Raw genomic sequence first — 15,624 nt, forward strand, 5'->3', positions numbered from 1 at the left:
AATGACAACCAGCACAGAAACAGGCAGCACCAGTTCAACAACCGCGGCAACCGCCGCAAGCACTGCACCCACGCCCGACACCGGCACCAGCCGCGAACTGAAAAAAGGCAGCCTGGCCGCCTTCAAGGGTTTGATGCCTTTCCTGACGCCGTACCGCAAGCAGTTCTTCCTGGCCGGTATCGCGCTGGTGGTGGCCGCCGCCTCGACCCTGGCCATTCCCGCCGCCTTCAAGCAGATGATAGACCTCGGTTTCGGCGGCGCGGCCGGTTCAAGCAGCATCCAGCACGTCGACCTGGTCTTCCTCGCCCTGTTCGGCGTGGCGTCCATCCTGGCGCTGGCCACGGCGGCGCGCTTCTATACGGTGTCGTGGCTGGGCGAACGTGTCACGGCCGACATCCGCAGCGCCGTGTACCGCCACGTGGTCACGCAAAGCCCCGCCTTCTTTGAAACGACGCAGACGGGCGAAGTCCTGTCGCGCATCACCACCGACACGACCCTGATCCAGGCCGTCGTCGGCACCAGCATCTCGATGGCGCTGCGCAATGTGCTGCTGTTCCTCGGCGGCCTGGTGATGCTGTTCGTTACCAGCGCCAAGCTGGCCGGCATCATCATCGGCTTGTTGATCCTCGTCGTCGTGCCCATCATTGTGTTTGGCCGCCGTGTGCGCAAGCTGTCGCGCGATTCGCAAGACCGCATCGCCGACGCGTCGGCCATGGCCGGCGAAATCCTCAACGCCATGCCGACCGTGCAAGCGTTTACGCACGAAAAAATCGAATCGAAACGCTTCGGCGACTCCGTCGAAGGCGCCTTCATGACGGCCATGCGCCGCATCCGCGCCCGCGCCCTGCTCACCATGATCGCCATCCTGCTCGTCTTCGGCACCATCGTGTTCGTGCTGTGGCTCGGTGCGCGGGCCGTGCTGGAAGGCTCGATGACGGGCGGAGATTTGGGCCAGTTCATCCTGTATGCATCCATCGTGGCCGGCGCCATCGGCGCCCTGTCCGAGGTGATGGGCGAAGCGCAGCGCGCCGCCGGCGCCACCGAGCGCCTGCTGGAACTGATGGCCGTCAAATCGGAAATCGAATCCCCGGCCACGCCGCTGCCGCTGCCCGCGCGCGCCGCCACCGGCGCCGCGCTGTCGCTGGACGACGTCATGTTCTCGTACCCTTCGCGCCCCGATACCCACGCACTCGATCACGTCAGCCTCGACATCCGCGCTGGCGAAACGGTGGCCGTCGTCGGCCCGTCCGGCGCCGGCAAGACCACGCTGTTCCAGCTGTTCCTGCGCTTTTATGACCCGCAAAGCGGCAGCATCCGCCTCGATGGCGTCGATATCAAGCAGCTGGACCTGCACACCCTGCGCGACGCCATCGGCATCGTGCCGCAAGACACGGTGATCTTCTCGGCCGACGCCATGGAAAATATCCGCTACGGCCGCGCAGGCGCGAGCGACGCGGAAGTGATCGCGGCCGCCAAAATGGCGGCCGCCCACGAATTCATCGAGCGCTTGCCGAACGGTTATAAATCGTTCCTCGGCGAACGGGGCGTGCGCCTGTCCGGCGGCCAGCGCCAGCGCATCGCCATCGCCCGCGCCCTGCTGAAAAACCCGCCGCTGCTGCTGCTCGACGAAGCGACCAGCGCGCTGGACGCGGAATCGGAACGCCTGGTGCAAAAGGCGCTGGAAGCGGCCATGGTCGGCCGCACCACGGTCATCATCGCCCACCGCCTGGCCACCGTTCAGCGGGCCGACCGCATCATCGTCATGGAGGACGGCAAGATCGTCGAGACGGGCACGCACGCGTCGCTCGTCGCAATGAAAGGCATTTACGCCAACTTAGCTGCCCTGCAATTCCATCACGTACAAGTCAATTAAACAGAACCATCATGAACGCACTTTTCCACGCCAACCTGGGCATCACCGATTTCTGGACCTTTTTGCTGGGGACCATCTTCATCGTCATCCTGCCCGGTCCCAATTCCATGTATGTGCTGTCGGTCGCGGCCCAGCGGGGCGTGCGGCCCGCCTACCAGGGCGCTTTCGGCATCTTCGCCGGCGACCTGATATTGATGGTGCTGTCGGCCTGCGGCGTGGCCTCCTTGCTGAAAGCCAGCCCGGCCCTGTTCTACGTGGTGAAATACATCGGTGCGGCCTACCTGGGCTGGATCGGTCTGCAAATGCTGATCGGCTGCTGGCGCAAGCTGCGCGCGCCAAGCTCCGTCGACGGTGAAACGCCTGCCGCGCCAGCGCCCGTCAAGGAAAGCGATCCATTCCGCAAGGCGCTGATCATCAGCCTGATGAACCCGAAAGCGATTTTGTTCTTCATCTCGTTCTTCATCCAGTTCGTCGACCCGGCCTTCCCGAATCCCGTGCTGTCCTTCGTCGGCCTGGGCCTGATTTGCCAGGTGATCAGCTTTACCTATCTGACGGCCATCATCTTTGTCGGCGCGCGCCTGGCCGACACCTTCCGCCGCCGTCGCCGCCTGTCGGCCGGCATGGGCGGCGGCGTCGGCGCCATGTTCATCGGCTTTGGCGCGAAACTGGCCACGGCCACCTTGTAAGGAATACACCGTGAACGAGCTTGAACTGCGCCAGCGCTGCCATACCGTCCTGCCCGGCCACCGCCAGCCAACGCCAGCGGCCACCTTCGCGGCCATGGCCGCCTGGTGCGACGCCAACGCTGTTGCGCACGACACCTACGGCGAAGGCGCGCTGATCGAACAGTTCGAGAACAAGATCGCCAGCCTGCTCGGTTTCGAGGCGGCCGTGTTCTGCATCACGGGTACCATGACGCAGGTGACGGCCCTGCGCCTGGCCTGCCAGGACCGGGGCTCGCGCCTGGTGGCGCTGCACCCCACTTCGCATATCCTGCGCCACGAGCGCGGCAACCACGAATTGCTCGACCACTTCAAGGGTTTGATACTGGGCGACCCGCACCGTCCGTGGACGGTGGACGACTTGCGCGCCGTGCCCGATGCCCTGGGCGCCGCGCAGGTCGAGCTGCCGATGCGCGAAATCGGCGGCCAGTGTCCATCCTGGGAAGCGTTGAACGACATCAAGCGGCACTGCCGCGACCACAACATCCATTTGCACATGGATGGCGCGCGCCTGTGGGAAGCGCAAGCGGGTTTCAACCAGTCCCTGCCCGCCATCTGCGACGGTTTCGATTCCGTCTACGTGTCGCTGTACAAGGGTATCGGCGGCCTCGGCGGCGCCGTGCTGGCCGGCAGCCGCAGCTTCGTCGAACGGGCGCGCGAATGGTTCCGCCGCCAGGGAGGCAACATCGTGCACCGCACGCCCTACGTGGTGGCCGCCGCCATGCAGTTCGACGCGCGCCTGGCCGCCATGCCGCGGTATTTTGCGCGCACGCAGTGGCTGTACGCGCTGCTGCGCGATTTTCCATCGATTGCCGTCAATCCCGCCGCCCCGCACGCCAACATGCTGCACCTGCACTTGCCCGTCTCGCGCGAGCGGGCCATCGCCATCCGCAACCAGGTGGCGGAAGACCACGGCATCTGGCTGTTCGGCCGCGCCAGCCACGCTGCCCTGCCCGGCCACAGCGTGGCGGAATGGTATGTGGGAGATAACTTGCTGGAACTGCCCGACGACACCGTGCGGCTGGCCCTGACCCTGCTGGATCAGGCCATGCGCATCAAAGCCTGAGCGGCGTAGGTCGACATAGGTCGGGGTAGGTCGGGTTAGCGCGCAGCGCGTAAGCCGACAACATCCGAAAACCCATGAAAGGCTGGGGTCTGACCCCGAAAAAAAAGCGCCCGAAGGCGCTTTTTTCATTTCATGGCGGCCGGGTCGGCCGCCACTACCTGCTTAGAACTTGTAGTTGTAAGCGAGACCGATCAACTGCATGCGGGTCTTGAACAGGCCCTTGGTGGTTTCACCGTTGCCGGTGCAGCCAGGGGTTACCGGCGAGCAGTCATTCTTGTAATTGACGCTGGCATCCTTGAAGTCGATGAAGCTGTAAGCCAGGTCGAGCGAGGAATTGGCGTTCAGCTTCCAGTTCGCGCCGATCGAGTACTGCATGCGGTCGCTATCCGGCAGCGCTGGATGACGCAGCTCGGCGCTGCGCACTGGCGCCTGGTCATGCGCGATACCGGCGCGCAGCAGCAGGTTTTCGCTGTATTTGTAGTTGGTGCCCAGCGAGACGCGGTAGGTGTTTTTCCACTGCTGGCGGATGCGCTCGGCGCCTTCGGCCGTCGGCGGGAACTGGATGTCCAGGTTCTGCAGGCGCGAAGTGCGGGTCCAGGTGACGTCGCCCATCAGGGCCCAACGATCATCCATCTGATGGAAGGCGTTGATCGACAGGGTTTCCGGCGTGCGCACTTCGACCAGCGCCTTGGAATTGACCTTGTTCGATGCCTTGGCGATGAAGGCATTCACGGCGGCGTTGTCCGACACTTGCGAGAAGTCCCAGATCGTGTCGCCTTTCAGCTTGTGCGAAATCGACGAACGGTAGGCGATACCGAAACGCGTGCCTTCATTCATCTGGTACAAATAGCCGAGGTTGAAGCCGAAGCCCCAGTCGTCGCCATCCATCGAGGCATGGCCATCCTTGGCGCCCTTCAGCGCGGCGCCGGCTGCCTGCGCGGCGGCCAGGCCCTGCGTCTTGGCGATATTGGCCAGGAAGGCTTGCGACGCGGCTGGCGCGTGCTGGGCCAGGAAGGCCACGGAACCCGGCACGTCGACCGCCTGGCCCAGTTCCGCCTTCATGTGTTCGGCGGTGACGCCGAAACCGAAGGAATGGTGTTCATTGACCTTGAAGGAAACGGAAGGATTGAGGGCGATCGCTTCGAGCTTGATGTTGGTGATCGCATAGCGGCCGCTCCAGTCATTGCCGTAATCGAGCTTGGCGCCGTAAGGCACGAACAGGCCCATGCCGACGGTCCATTGCTCATTGAGCTTCTTGCTCGCATACAGGGCTGGCGCGAAGACGGCGTCCGGCGCGTAGTCCTTGGTCGTGCCGCCCGGCGTGCGGCCGGTGAAGGTCTTCGAACCCGTGTCCTGGTAGGTCGAATGCGGTACCACCAGGGTGCCGCCGCCCAGGAATTGCGTGCCTTCCAGGCGCGACATGCCGGCCGGGTTGTAGAAAATGGTCGATGCGTCGGCCGCTTCGGCGCCGCTGGCATCGGCCGAGCCCTGGGCGGAAACGCTTTGCGAGCCGAAACGGTAGCCCGATGCTTGTGCGGTGGAGGAGATGCCGGCGAACGCGGCAACGATCAGGAGGGGCAGATATTTATGTTTCAAGTTAGTCTCTCTTTATTATATGAAGGTCTTCGGCACACTATCGCGGGCATCTCAAGCCGCCCCGTCTTGCACTTTTCTTGCCGCCGTGAACTCCAATTCACTGACGGCATGAGCGAAGCATATAATATTTTTTAGAAAAAAGCGAACGTTCGCTCTTTTTATGAAACAGCGTTGTTTTCCACGCCAATCACGGCGTTCTACAGGGCCAGCACCGGGGCTGGAAGCGGTATCAGAAAGCGCTGGTGCATCAGCGCCAGCATCTGTTCGGAGGGCACGGGGCGCGAGATGAAATAGCCCTGCACTTCGTTGCATTGCAGCGTGCGCAGGATGTCGAGCTGCTCGCGCGTCTCCACGCCTTCGGCCACCACGCTCATGCCCAGCGCGTGCGCCATCGACAGGATGGCGCGCACGAAGACCTCGCCCTGCTCCGAGCGGCCCAGCTCCATGGTGAAGGCGCGGTCGATCTTCAAGCCATCCATGGCGAACTTCTGCAGCTGCGACAGCGAGGAGTATCCGGTACCGAAATCGTCGACCAGCAGGCGCACGCCCAGCGCGCGGATGGCCGACAGCTGCTCCACGGCGCGGTTCTGTTCATCCATCATGGCCGATTCCGTGATTTCCACCTCGATCAGGCGCGCATCGATGCGGTGGCGCGTCAGCGCGGATGCCAGCACCTGGTGCACGTCGCCACGCCCGAACTGGCGCGCCGACACGTTGATCGACACGGGCACCAGTTCCAGTCCGCTCGCCTGCCAGCGCGCCATCTGCAGGCACACCTTTTCGATGACGACTTCGCCCAGCTGCGAAATCAGGCCGCTGCTCTCGGCCACGGGGATGAATTCCAGCGGCGGCACCATGCCATGCTGCGGATGGTGCCAGCGCACGAGCGCCTCCATGCTGCACAGCTGTCCGCTCATGGCGTCGACCCGCGGCTGGTAGACGACGAGGAACTGGTCCAGCTCCAGCGCCGCCACCAGGCTTTGCTCGAGTTCGCGGCGGCTGCGGATGGTTTCGAACAATTCGGGCTGGAAAAAGCGGTGATGGCCCTTGCCCGCCACTTTGACGGCATACATGGCGATGTCGGCGTTCTTCAGCAGCACGTCCGTTTCGGCGCCATCGCGCGGATACAGGCTGATGCCGATCGAGGCGCCCATCTTGTGGCGTTCGCTGCCCAGGTAGAACGGCTCGTCGAAGGCGATGGCGATGCGCTGCGCCACCTGTTCGGCGCGGCTGTCGTCTTCCACGGGGTCGAGCACGACGACGAATTCGTCGCCGCCCAGACGCACCATGTGGTCGCCCGGCCGCAGCACGGCTTTCAGGCGCAAGGAGGCGGCGCGCAGCACCTTGTCACCCTCGGCGTGGCCCTGCGTGTCGTTGATATCCTTGAAGCCATCCAGATCGATGAACAGCAGCGCCAGCATATGCCGCGCGATGGCGGCGCGGCCCAGGGCACCGGGCAGGAATTGCTGCAGCCAGTAGCGGTTGGGCAAGCCCGTCAAGCCATCCTCGTTGGCCAGGCGGCGCAAGTCGCGCTCGTGCTCCTTGGCCGTGCTGATGTCTTGCAAGGTGACGGCCAGGCGGTCGCCGCTGCGCACCACGCGCCGGCGTATCCAGCGCAGCTTGAACGGGTTGCCCTCCGGCAGTTCGATCTCTTCCTCGGAAAAACCGGAGACCATGGCGGCCCGGTAATGATGGATCAGGTCGCGGAAATACGGCTCGTGGGCGCGCGACTGCAGGCGCATGCCCAGCAATTGTTCGCGCCGCACGCCAAAATAGCCGGCGCCCGGCTCGTTGCAATCGACCATCTCGAAATCGAGGATGCTGCCGTCCGCGCCGCGCAGGGCGGCAATGATATAAAAGCCGTCGCTCGTGCCTTCGGTGGCCATGCGGTAGGCATTGCGCACGCCTTCGGACTGGTGGTGGCGCCACGCCAGGCGCAGCGACAACATGGTGGCGATGGCGGTAAAGGCCAGCAGCAGCATGGTGACGGCCAGGGCGATGCCGATATAAATCGTGCGCGTTTCCTCGTAGGGGTGCAGCATTTCGCCATCCGACAGTCCGACCACGGCCGTAAACGGATAGGCTTTCAGCGCCTGCCAGCCCACGTAGCGGCTTTGCTTGTCGGAAAAAGAGATCCTGCCGCTCGAATGCAGGGCACCGCTCTCCGTTTCCAGGAAGCTGGTGTCGAGAAACGGCGTGGCTTGTGCGCTCCGGGCCGGCAGCACGCGCGAGCCGAGGCGCGTGCTGAACAGCTCGCCCTCTTCGCCCACCATGGCGGACATGCCGAACTTGCCGAAACTGACGCTGTTATAGAATTCGGAAAAATAGCTGGAATGAATGGAAATGAGCAGCACGCCGTCGAAATTGCCATCCTCGTCTTCCAGCCGGCGCGTGAAATGCACGAGGCTTTCGTCGGCGCCGGGTACCGTGGCAGCATCGTCCGCATTGGCCGCATTGGCCCGCCCCAGGGCGATGCGCAGCGCGCTGGAATTGCTGCGCCAGTGGCGCAGCAGGAAATCGCTGCGCTCGTTGACCCGCAGGCGCTGCAGCGGCGCCGTGGCCGTCACGGGATGGCCCTTGCGGTCAAGGATGGCGACGATGGCAAATTGCGGCAAGGCATACATGCCCTGCGTCTTCAATTGATCGAGACGCAGCTGGCCGCGCGAATTTTCCCATTCATACTTGAGCTGCAAGGTCAGCTGGTCCATCTGCTCCAGGGTGCGCAGCAGATACTGGCCATACGCTTTCGACAGCGAAGACACGCTATCGATCGCCTGCTGCTGCGCCACCTTCTTTTCCGCCTCCAGCTGCAGCAGGGTGGCCGTCCACAGCACGGCGCACAGGACCAGCCCCAGCAAGGGCCAGGCGAGGATCAGGCGCAGGTTGGCCCTGAGAAAATCGGCCCTGCTCATCTCCACCATGGCGCCGTTATTATTGTTTACAAATTGTCGCAAGAACATGGTGCAGCGTCTGCCGTTTCTATGTATTTCTTTAAGGACACACAAATTACCACAGAGTCATGTTTGCAGGTAAGACAGCAGCGTAATTATGTGTGCGGGCCGCATCCCGCCTGTCGCGCCTGCGTTACAATCACCATCCTTACCGTTGGAGAAATACATGCAGCAATATCAAGATTTGATCAAGACCGTGCTCGAAACGGGCAGCTGGCAAGACAACCGCACGGGCATCCGCACCCTGAGCGTGCCGGGCGCCATGATGCGTTTCGACTTGGCCAACGGCAACTTCCCTGCCGTGACGACCAAGAAACTGGCTTTCAAATCCGTGATCGGCGAATTGTGCGCCTTCCTGCGCGCTTCGCGCAACGCGGCCGAGTTCCGCGCGCTGGGCTGCAAGGTGTGGGACCAGAACGCCAATGAAAACGCGCAATGGCTGGCCAACCCCTACCGCGAAGGCGAGGATGACCTCGGCCCCGTGTACGGCGTGCAATGGCGCCGGTGGCCCGCATATAAACTGCTCGACGCCGGCCAGCCCGCGCAAATCGCCGACGCGCAAGCGAACGGTTTCACCTTGGTCGCTCCCATCGTCGAAGAAGGCGTGCAAAAAGTGCTGCTGTACAAGGCGGTCGATCAGTTGCGCGAATGCCTGGACACCATCATGACGAACCCCGGCAGCCGGCGCATCCTGTTCCACGGATGGAACCCGGCCGTGCTCGATGCCGTCGCCCTGCCCGCCTGCCATTTGCTGTACCAGTTCATCCCGAACGCCAGCACGCGCGAAATCTCGCTATGCTTATATGTGCGCAGCAACGACATCGGCCTGGGCACGCCGTTCAACATCGCCGAAGGCGCAGCCCTGCTGCATCTGGTGGCGCGCCTGACGGGCTACACGCCGCGCTGGTTCACCTATTTCATCGGCGACGCGCACATCTATGAAAACCACCTCGACATGGTGGAAGAGCAATTGAAGCGCACGCCGTTCCCGGCGCCCAGGTTTGTCATTTCCGACCGCGTGCCCGAGTACGCCAAGACGGGCAAGTACGAGCCGGAATGGCTGGAAAAGATCGAACCGTCCGACTTCTCGCTGGAAGGCTATGAACACCATGCGCCGATCAAGGCGGCGATGGCCGTCTGATGGCGGCCGCACCGCTGGCAGCCCTGCACCGCAAGCTGTTTGACGAGACGGACGGCGTTAAGTTTTCCAAGCTGAAAGACCGGTTGCTGAAAAAGCATGCGGCCGAGGAGCGGCAAGCCGTGCTCGACATCCTGACCGCCTACGCCAGGGAAGGCCAGTTGCTGCACTGGCGCGCCTTCCTGATGACCGATATCGTCGCCCTGGCCGAGCCGGGAGAATACGGCGACTTTTTCAGCTGGAGCCTTGAGATGGACGGCCTCGCCTACTGGGGCGTGGATGGCATGCTGAAAAGCATGGGCAAGGAAGCCTATGCCCGGCTGGTGGCCCTGGCAGCGGCGGAAGATGCCAAGCTCAGCGTGCGCGCCAAGGCCGTCAAAAGCCTGGCCGTCTTCAGCCGCCAGCCTTTCGATGCCGGCTTGCCGACAGACCCCGGCCACTGGAAGGCCGAGCGGCTGGGCCTGACCGATGTTCTGGCCTGGCAGCGCGATGGCTACCCGGATGGCGCAGGCCATGCGCTGCCCGTCACGCATGCGGCGCTCGAGGACCCGCGCTCGCCGCTGGAAAAGGCGGCGGCCAGGCTGGAGAAAAAACTGGCGGCCAGACGCAAGAAGGAGCAGGACCTGGCCCAGCCATCGAACTGGCTGACCATCGCCAGCGCGGCCGATATGGCCGGCATCGCGCAGCGCTGGACCTTGCCGGAGCACTACCGGCGCTTCCTCGCTTGCCATTCGCCGCTGCGGGTGTATATCGACAGCCCACTGTATTTCCAAGGCTTGAGCCTGTACGGCGCGGCCGAGCTGGTCAAGGCCCAGCACGGCTACGCATGGAACCCCGTCAGTCAGGAAACCATCGCCGGCTGGCCGGATCAGTACCTGGTAATCGCCGACGCGGGCGCCGACCCGTATTGCCTGGACCTGGGCAATATCGCCGATGGCGATGCGCCCGTATATCACGCCGAGCATGGCATGGGCGCATGGCGCTTCGAGCGCCATGCGGACAGTTTCATCGACTTCCTGAACGAGATCGCGGCAGCGGCCTAGCCTGGTTCGCCTCCCGGTCCGCCCGGACCGGGACCGCCAGGTCCGCCTGGCCCGCGTCCGCCAGGCGGACCGAAGCGCGGTTCCCGTTCGCCCTCTTTCGCCGCCGACGTGGCGCCGCCCAGGCGGTACGACAACCCCACATAAATCATGCGTCCATCGAAGCGCCGCGTGCTCGTCTCGCGCAAGGAAGCGCTGTTGATGACGGTTTCCATCTTGTTGCTGCTGAACACATCGGTCACATTCATGACCAGGCTCAGCTGCGGTGTCACCGTGTGGCGCCAGCTCACATTCAAGGTGTTGTTCGGCGAGCGGTAACCCTGTCCCGACAGCGTCTTGCCCTGCATTTGCAGGGCCAGCTGCAACTGGTTGGCCGCATCGAACTGGTAATTGAGGCGCGCGCGGCCGCTCAGGGCGTTCGCCGTGCGCGTGCTGCGGTTGCCCAGGTCGTCGGAACTCGTCTGCTGGCTGCGCGCCAGGTTGCCGCTCGTGTTCAGGGTCAACGATGGTGTCAGCTTGCCGCTGACGCTGAACTCGAGCCCGCTCGAATGGCTGCCTGCGCCGTTTTCCCGCGTGGTCAAGAGCACATTGTCGCTGATAAAGTAGCGGTAATCGACGATGGCGTCCGTGTCGCGCCGGTGGTAGGCGCGCAAGCTGCTTTCCAGGCCCGCGATCTTCGTTTCATAGCCGATCTCGAACGAATCCGTCTGCGTGGGTTTCAGCTTCGGGTTGCCGGCCGACACATTGAACTCGTCGCGGTAGACCACGTACGGATTCAGGTCGCCCGCATTCGGGCGGCGGATGCGGTGCGCATAGCTGAAGCGCACATTGCTCTCGTCGCTGACCTTGTAGGTGGCGAACAGGCTGGGAATGTAGTTGACGTAATTGTTGCCGGCCTCGATGCCGCTCGTGATCTGGCGCACGTTCAAGTCCGTGTATTCGGCGCGCAAGCCGGCCAGCGCGCCCCAGCGTTCGGTCAGGCGCATCTGGTAGGAGCCATACAGGGCCACAGTGCGCTCGTCGAGCTCGAAACGGTTGCTGCGCATGGGGTTGACGATTTCCGCCAGGCTGGCCGGGTTGATGTCCGTATATAAAGTGTCGAAACTGCTCTTGTTGTCGGCCACCTTGTAGCCGAGCTTGGCCGTGCCGCCCGCCAGCGGGCGCTCGTAGTCGCCGCTGAAGTCGACGATGCGGTTGCCCGTTTCGCTGTGCTGGCGCGCGCGGCTGTCGAAAGCATTGACGGGCGTCACCGCGTAGGTATTCGCGTAATCGCTGTCGCTCTCGTTGGTCGACGACGACACGCGCAGGTCGATTTTGAGGGTTTCGCCCGGCAATTCTCCCTTGTGGTCGTAGCGCGCCCCCCAGCTGTAGTTGCGGCTGTCGCCGTTGCGCACAGTGCTGCGCACATAGTCGCCGATGGTGCTGCCCGTGCTGTCGCCATTGATGTAGCGGTCGAGCGAGCGCTGGTCGTTGCTGCGCCCGTTATACGACACGCTGGCGGCCAGGGTGTCGTTGGCGTTCAGGTTGTAATTGACGGTGCCGTGCAAGCCCAGCGAGTCGTTCAAGCCATTGCTGGTGGACTGCTGGCTGCTGGGGGCGAAGGCGCCCGTGCCACGCTCCAGGCGCTCGCGGCTGACCTCGCCCACGGAATTGCGGCCGTCATGGCGCACATTGATGCCGCCCTGGTAGCCCCACGGCCCTTCGTTGTAGGTGCCGGACACGGCACTGTTGTAGCGCCCCGCGATGCCCGCGTTCGCGTTGACGGTGGCAAAGCCGCCCGGCTTGCGGTTGCGCCGCATCACCAGATTCAGGATGGGGCCGCCACCGGCCTCGTTGCCGAACTGGGCGCCGGGATTGTTGATCACTTCCACGGATTCAATATCGTCGGCGGCCATGGCGTTCAGGGTGGCGCCGCGCGAATCGCCCTGCAGCATGGCCGACGGCTTGCCATCGATCAATATCTGCACATTGCTGCTGCCGCGCAGGGAGACGGACCCATCGGGATCGACGGCCACCGACGGCACATTGTTCAAGGCATCGGCCGCCGTGCCATTGCTGCTGCCGACGTCGGACTTGACGTCGTAGACTTGCCGGTCGATGCGGCCAGTGGGACGTTCGGCCGTCACGCTGACGGACGGCGGCGCGTCAACGGCGGGCGTCTTGGCAGGCGGCTTGACGACGGCATCGCCGGTGACGGTTTGCGCCTGGACAGCGGCGCCGGAGACGAGCAGGCTGCCGCCCGCCAGGCAATGGAAAAGAAGTTTATGCATTTGGCTAAAAAATAATCGAGACGCTACGGATGAGGCACTACGCCGCAGCGTGAGAGCACATGCCAAGCATGCCACGATTGCAAGGAGCAAAGCAAATGCGAACCATTGTTATTTACTTCAATTTACAAATCTCCGGCGCTTGTGGCATTCCAGCCTCATGCCATGCAGCTTGCGCTGCCCGGGATATCTCCGAAGCCCGCAAGCGTCGCAAGCACCGTGTTGCCATGGCCGGCACCCGCGTCGCGCACGTATTTGGGGGCCTGGCGCAGCTGGGGGCAAGCCGGTGCGCTGCGTGGACATGGTGCGAATCCAATCGCATTGCTGCCGCTTCGCCGCCCGCGCAACGAGCCGTTTCTCCAACATGGAGAAATAGCATCAAGTTTTCGCCGGCCTCAAAAACGGTACGCCAGGCTAGCCAGCAAGGTCGGATTATGGGGCGAAGACTCTGTCAGCGAAGCCCCCCCGCGGGTACGCCAGGCCAGCGTCATGCCTGCGCTCCACGCTGCGCCTGCATAGCGGACGCCGACGCCACTGCCGGCCAGCGTGCGCCGGTTGCCCGTACTCGCCAAGGCGTCCTTGTTGATGTCAATTCGTCCCATATCGTAGAAGACGAACGGCACCGCCGCGCCGCTTGAGTAGCGCACCTCGGCCTGTGCCAGCCAGCCATTGTCACCATACGCCTCGCCGTTCGGATACGCCCGCACACCGTTCACGCCCCCAAGGCCCAGCTTTTCGGACGGGTCGAGGTTATTCCCCGCGCGCTGCGCGGACAGGCGACCATAGAGGTCAATCTTGCTGTTGAGGGACTGAACGCGCGCCAGGTCTATGTTCAGCTTGGAGAACGCACCGGCCGTGCGGGCGCTCGCGCTGTCGATGGTCTCGCTTGCCTTATCCAGTCCGAGGCGGCCATGCACCCACGAGACGACGCCGTAGGTGATGCCGGCGTAAATGAACTGATCGCGCACGTCAAAGGACAAATTGACCGGCACGACTGTACTTCGCTTGTCACTTGACGACGAAGTCGCCCCTTGGCGGTCCTGCAGGGACTTGTGATCGATGCTTGCCGAGACGATCAGGTTGCGCGACTGTGAGCGGACGATCGGATAGCTCACCCCGACGCTCGCCACGTCCGCCGTGCCGCGCGCGCCAAGGGACGCGAAACTGCCTGCAAGTTCGTAGTATGAATGCGTGTAACTGGCGCGTCCGCGCAAGCCGCTGTAACCGATGGGTGCCGCATACGCCACCGATCCAAACCACATTTGGGCATCCGTATAGAGCGCCTGCAGGGAGAGTTGATCACCGAGCATGAATGGACTGTCGGCATCCAGACTCGCGTGAAGACGCGTGCGGCCGGTCGCCCGCGTGCCAAAATTGTCGATCCCCGCTTCACCCTTGTAACGATGATCCCTTTGCACGTCGACGATCAGGTCGCCAGTGCCGACCTCCTTTCCAGGGCGCATCAGCGGCGCCGTGATCACGCCGGGCTGATCGTTCAATAAAAGGGTCGTGCGCTCCAACAGGTGCGCCTCGATCAAGGCGCCCTTCGGCAGTGCCGACAGGAAGCCTTGCGCCCCTGACGTCAATGCGCCATCGCCCGTCGCCTGCACCAGACCGTAACGACCTTCGAGGATCTCGATGCGTAATTCGCCAGCGGACAGATCCTGTTGTGGCAGGTAAGCACGCGCGAAAGGATAGCCGGCTTGCTGATAACGGGAGGTAATGTGTGCGGCAAGCGCGGACAGTCCCGCGAAGTCATATGTCTTGCCTGTGACCGGGCCAAGGTCGGCCAGCAGTTCCGTACTCGGGATCTGCGTGTTGCCGCTTATCGTCACGCGCTGCAGCGTTATTTGCACGCCACCGGAAACCTGTGCCGCCGGTTGAGGCGCAGGCAGCACGCGCAGCGTGGGTGCCGCACGACTGGTCGGTTGCGGCAGCGTACGCGCATTTTCCTGCAGCAGCGTACCAGCATCAGGTAATTGCTGGGCAAGCGCGGGCATGCAGGCCGTGACGAACAGCGTCATCGGCAAAACAGTGGATGGATGCTTCATAGAATACCCATGTCCTGAAGGTGTCAGAGATTATTCGGCGCCGGGGCGTTGGAGGTATCGCTGCTTGCGCTGGCAGGCATGCGGATGCCGCCAGATACGACCATCACATCGAGATATTTGGCATCGCGGTTGGCACCAGCGCCTTGGGTCGACGACTGGCGCCGCCGCGTGGTGCTGGCCGGTGCCGCGTTAGCGCCCGTCCCCTCGCTCATGGCAGTCTGTGCTGTCCCCGACTGCGGCGCAGTCACGCTTTCAGCCACGGCGACATAGGCCAGCCCGCCGACCGCGGGCGCGGCAAACGACGACGTAATACCCGCCGCCTGCGGCGTAATCGTCGCCGCGGTTGCCGTTGCCGTTGCCGTTGCCGTTGCCGTTGCCGTTGCCGTTGCAGTCGAGTTTGCCCGGACTGGTGCCGTCAGTATCCTGCCTGTGCTTGAACTTGAAGCAGGGATAAGGTAATTGCCGGCATCTGCACCGCTCAAAGTGAGGCCGGTGACGCTGACCGGAATGGCAATACCGGCGGATGCCTGTGCGAATTTCGCTGATGCCGAATTAGCATCGAGCTTAACGGTATCGTTGGCGACGAGCCCTGAAAGCGTTGCTGGCGTTGCAATCATTGCCGTCGTCGTGCCGTCAGCCGTCTTGTCGGCAACGGCGAGACCGCTGACGGTAACAGGTTTCGGCGTAATGGCCGCCGTCATGCTGGCCGGCGCGCTCACGCTGTAATTCGCCGCCAGGCCCGTGCCGTCGCCCAGCTGGCCGCCGCTGACGGTCACGGTTTTGCCGTTGCCGGCATTCTTGTCGGCAAACGCGCCCGTCAATGCGCCCAGTGTCACGGTTTCATTGCCGACCAGCCCGGACAGCGCACCGCCGCTCAGCGTGGCCGCCGTGCCGCCGTCATAGATTTTATTCGCGGCCGA

10 protein-coding genes are annotated in these 15,624 nt (G+C 63.5%); 5 read left to right on the plus strand and 5 right to left on the minus strand.

Features of this window, described 5'->3' with window-relative positions:
- Position 1: 1 nt before the first annotated feature.
- From IGS55_RS04935 to IGS55_RS04945, 3 genes are read left to right on the plus strand one after another with little or no spacing between them, the layout of a single operon-like run.
- The gene (locus tag IGS55_RS04935; protein WP_230518620.1) at positions 2–1,873 is read left to right on the plus strand and encodes an ABC transporter transmembrane domain-containing protein; all 1,872 of its coding nucleotides are present in this window, start codon (positions 2–4) and stop codon (positions 1,871–1,873) included.
- Positions 1,874–1,884: 11 nt separating this feature from the next.
- Complete coding sequence (gene leuE / locus IGS55_RS04940; RefSeq protein ID WP_230518621.1) at positions 1,885–2,559, plus strand: leucine efflux protein LeuE; 675 nt, start codon at positions 1,885–1,887, stop codon at positions 2,557–2,559.
- Positions 2,560–2,569: 10 nt separating this feature from the next.
- Positions 2,570–3,661 carry a threonine aldolase family protein gene (locus IGS55_RS04945; RefSeq protein ID WP_230518622.1) on the plus strand — a complete coding sequence of 364 codons (1,092 nt, stop codon included), beginning with the start codon at positions 2,570–2,572 and terminating at the stop codon, positions 3,659–3,661.
- A 162-nt stretch (positions 3,662–3,823) separates the two neighbouring features.
- Here the strand turns inward: IGS55_RS04945 and IGS55_RS04950 are convergent, their stop codons facing one another.
- Both IGS55_RS04950 and IGS55_RS04955 read right to left on the minus strand, forming a co-directional pair.
- Positions 3,824–5,257, minus strand: a complete 1,434-nt coding sequence (locus IGS55_RS04950) for an OmpP1/FadL family transporter (protein ID WP_230518623.1) — start codon at positions 5,255–5,257, stop codon at positions 3,824–3,826.
- Between the two features lie 197 nt (positions 5,258–5,454).
- Complete coding sequence (locus IGS55_RS04955) at positions 5,455–8,217, minus strand: bifunctional diguanylate cyclase/phosphodiesterase (RefSeq protein WP_230518624.1); 2,763 nt, start codon at positions 8,215–8,217, stop codon at positions 5,455–5,457.
- 157 nt (positions 8,218–8,374) lie between these two features.
- Here IGS55_RS04955 and IGS55_RS04960 point away from each other — a divergent pair, with 157 nt between their 5' ends.
- Both IGS55_RS04960 and IGS55_RS04965 read left to right on the plus strand, forming a co-directional pair.
- Positions 8,375–9,349: a thymidylate synthase gene (locus IGS55_RS04960; protein ID WP_230518625.1), complete on the plus strand. Its 975-nt coding sequence runs from the start codon at positions 8,375–8,377 to the stop codon at positions 9,347–9,349.
- Positions 9,349–10,389, plus strand: coding sequence for an SMI1/KNR4 family protein (locus IGS55_RS04965; protein ID WP_230518626.1), 1,041 nt, complete (start codon positions 9,349–9,351; stop codon positions 10,387–10,389). The genes IGS55_RS04960 and IGS55_RS04965 overlap by 1 nt, the downstream gene beginning before the upstream one ends.
- On the opposite strand, the gene IGS55_RS04970 is transcribed toward IGS55_RS04965, so the two are convergent.
- The 3 genes from IGS55_RS04970 to IGS55_RS04980 all read right to left on the minus strand — a co-directional run.
- Complete coding sequence (locus tag IGS55_RS04970) at positions 10,386–12,656, minus strand: outer membrane beta-barrel family protein (protein WP_230518627.1); 2,271 nt, start codon at positions 12,654–12,656, stop codon at positions 10,386–10,388. The two genes, IGS55_RS04965 and IGS55_RS04970, sit on opposite strands and share 4 nt — an antisense overlap.
- 392 nt (positions 12,657–13,048) lie before the next feature.
- Entirely contained in the window at positions 13,049–14,704 is a 1,656-nt protein-coding gene (locus IGS55_RS04975) for a ShlB/FhaC/HecB family hemolysin secretion/activation protein (RefSeq protein ID WP_230518628.1), read from the minus strand.
- Positions 14,705–14,727: 23 nt separating this feature from the next.
- On the minus strand, positions 14,728–15,624 hold an 897-nt coding region (locus IGS55_RS04980), incomplete at its 5' end, for a YDG domain-containing protein (RefSeq protein WP_230537146.1).

The sequence above is a fragment of the Janthinobacterium sp. EB271-G4-3-2 genome, from assembly GCF_020858035.1.
Taxonomy (GTDB): domain Bacteria; phylum Pseudomonadota; class Gammaproteobacteria; order Burkholderiales; family Burkholderiaceae_D; genus Janthinobacterium; species Janthinobacterium aestuarii.

What these genes read in the sequence shown, in the direction of transcription:
- IGS55_RS04955 (WP_230518624.1), bottom strand. Translation starts at nt 8,217, where the DNA reads ATGTTCTTGCGACAATTTGTAAACAATAATAACGGCGCCATGGTGGAG.
- IGS55_RS04975 (WP_230518628.1), bottom strand. Translation starts at nt 14,704, where the DNA reads ATGAAGCATCCATCCACTGTTTTGCCGATGACGCTGTTCGTCACGGCC.
- leuE (WP_230518621.1), top strand. Translation starts at nt 1,885, where the DNA reads ATGAACGCACTTTTCCACGCCAACCTGGGCATCACCGATTTCTGGACC.
- IGS55_RS04970 (WP_230518627.1), bottom strand. Translation starts at nt 12,656, where the DNA reads ATGCATAAACTTCTTTTCCATTGCCTGGCGGGCGGCAGCCTGCTCGTC.
- IGS55_RS04965 (WP_230518626.1), top strand. Translation starts at nt 9,349, where the DNA reads ATGGCGGCCGCACCGCTGGCAGCCCTGCACCGCAAGCTGTTTGACGAG.
- IGS55_RS04935 (WP_230518620.1), top strand. Translation starts at nt 2, where the DNA reads ATGACAACCAGCACAGAAACAGGCAGCACCAGTTCAACAACCGCGGCA.
- IGS55_RS04960 (WP_230518625.1), top strand. Translation starts at nt 8,375, where the DNA reads ATGCAGCAATATCAAGATTTGATCAAGACCGTGCTCGAAACGGGCAGC.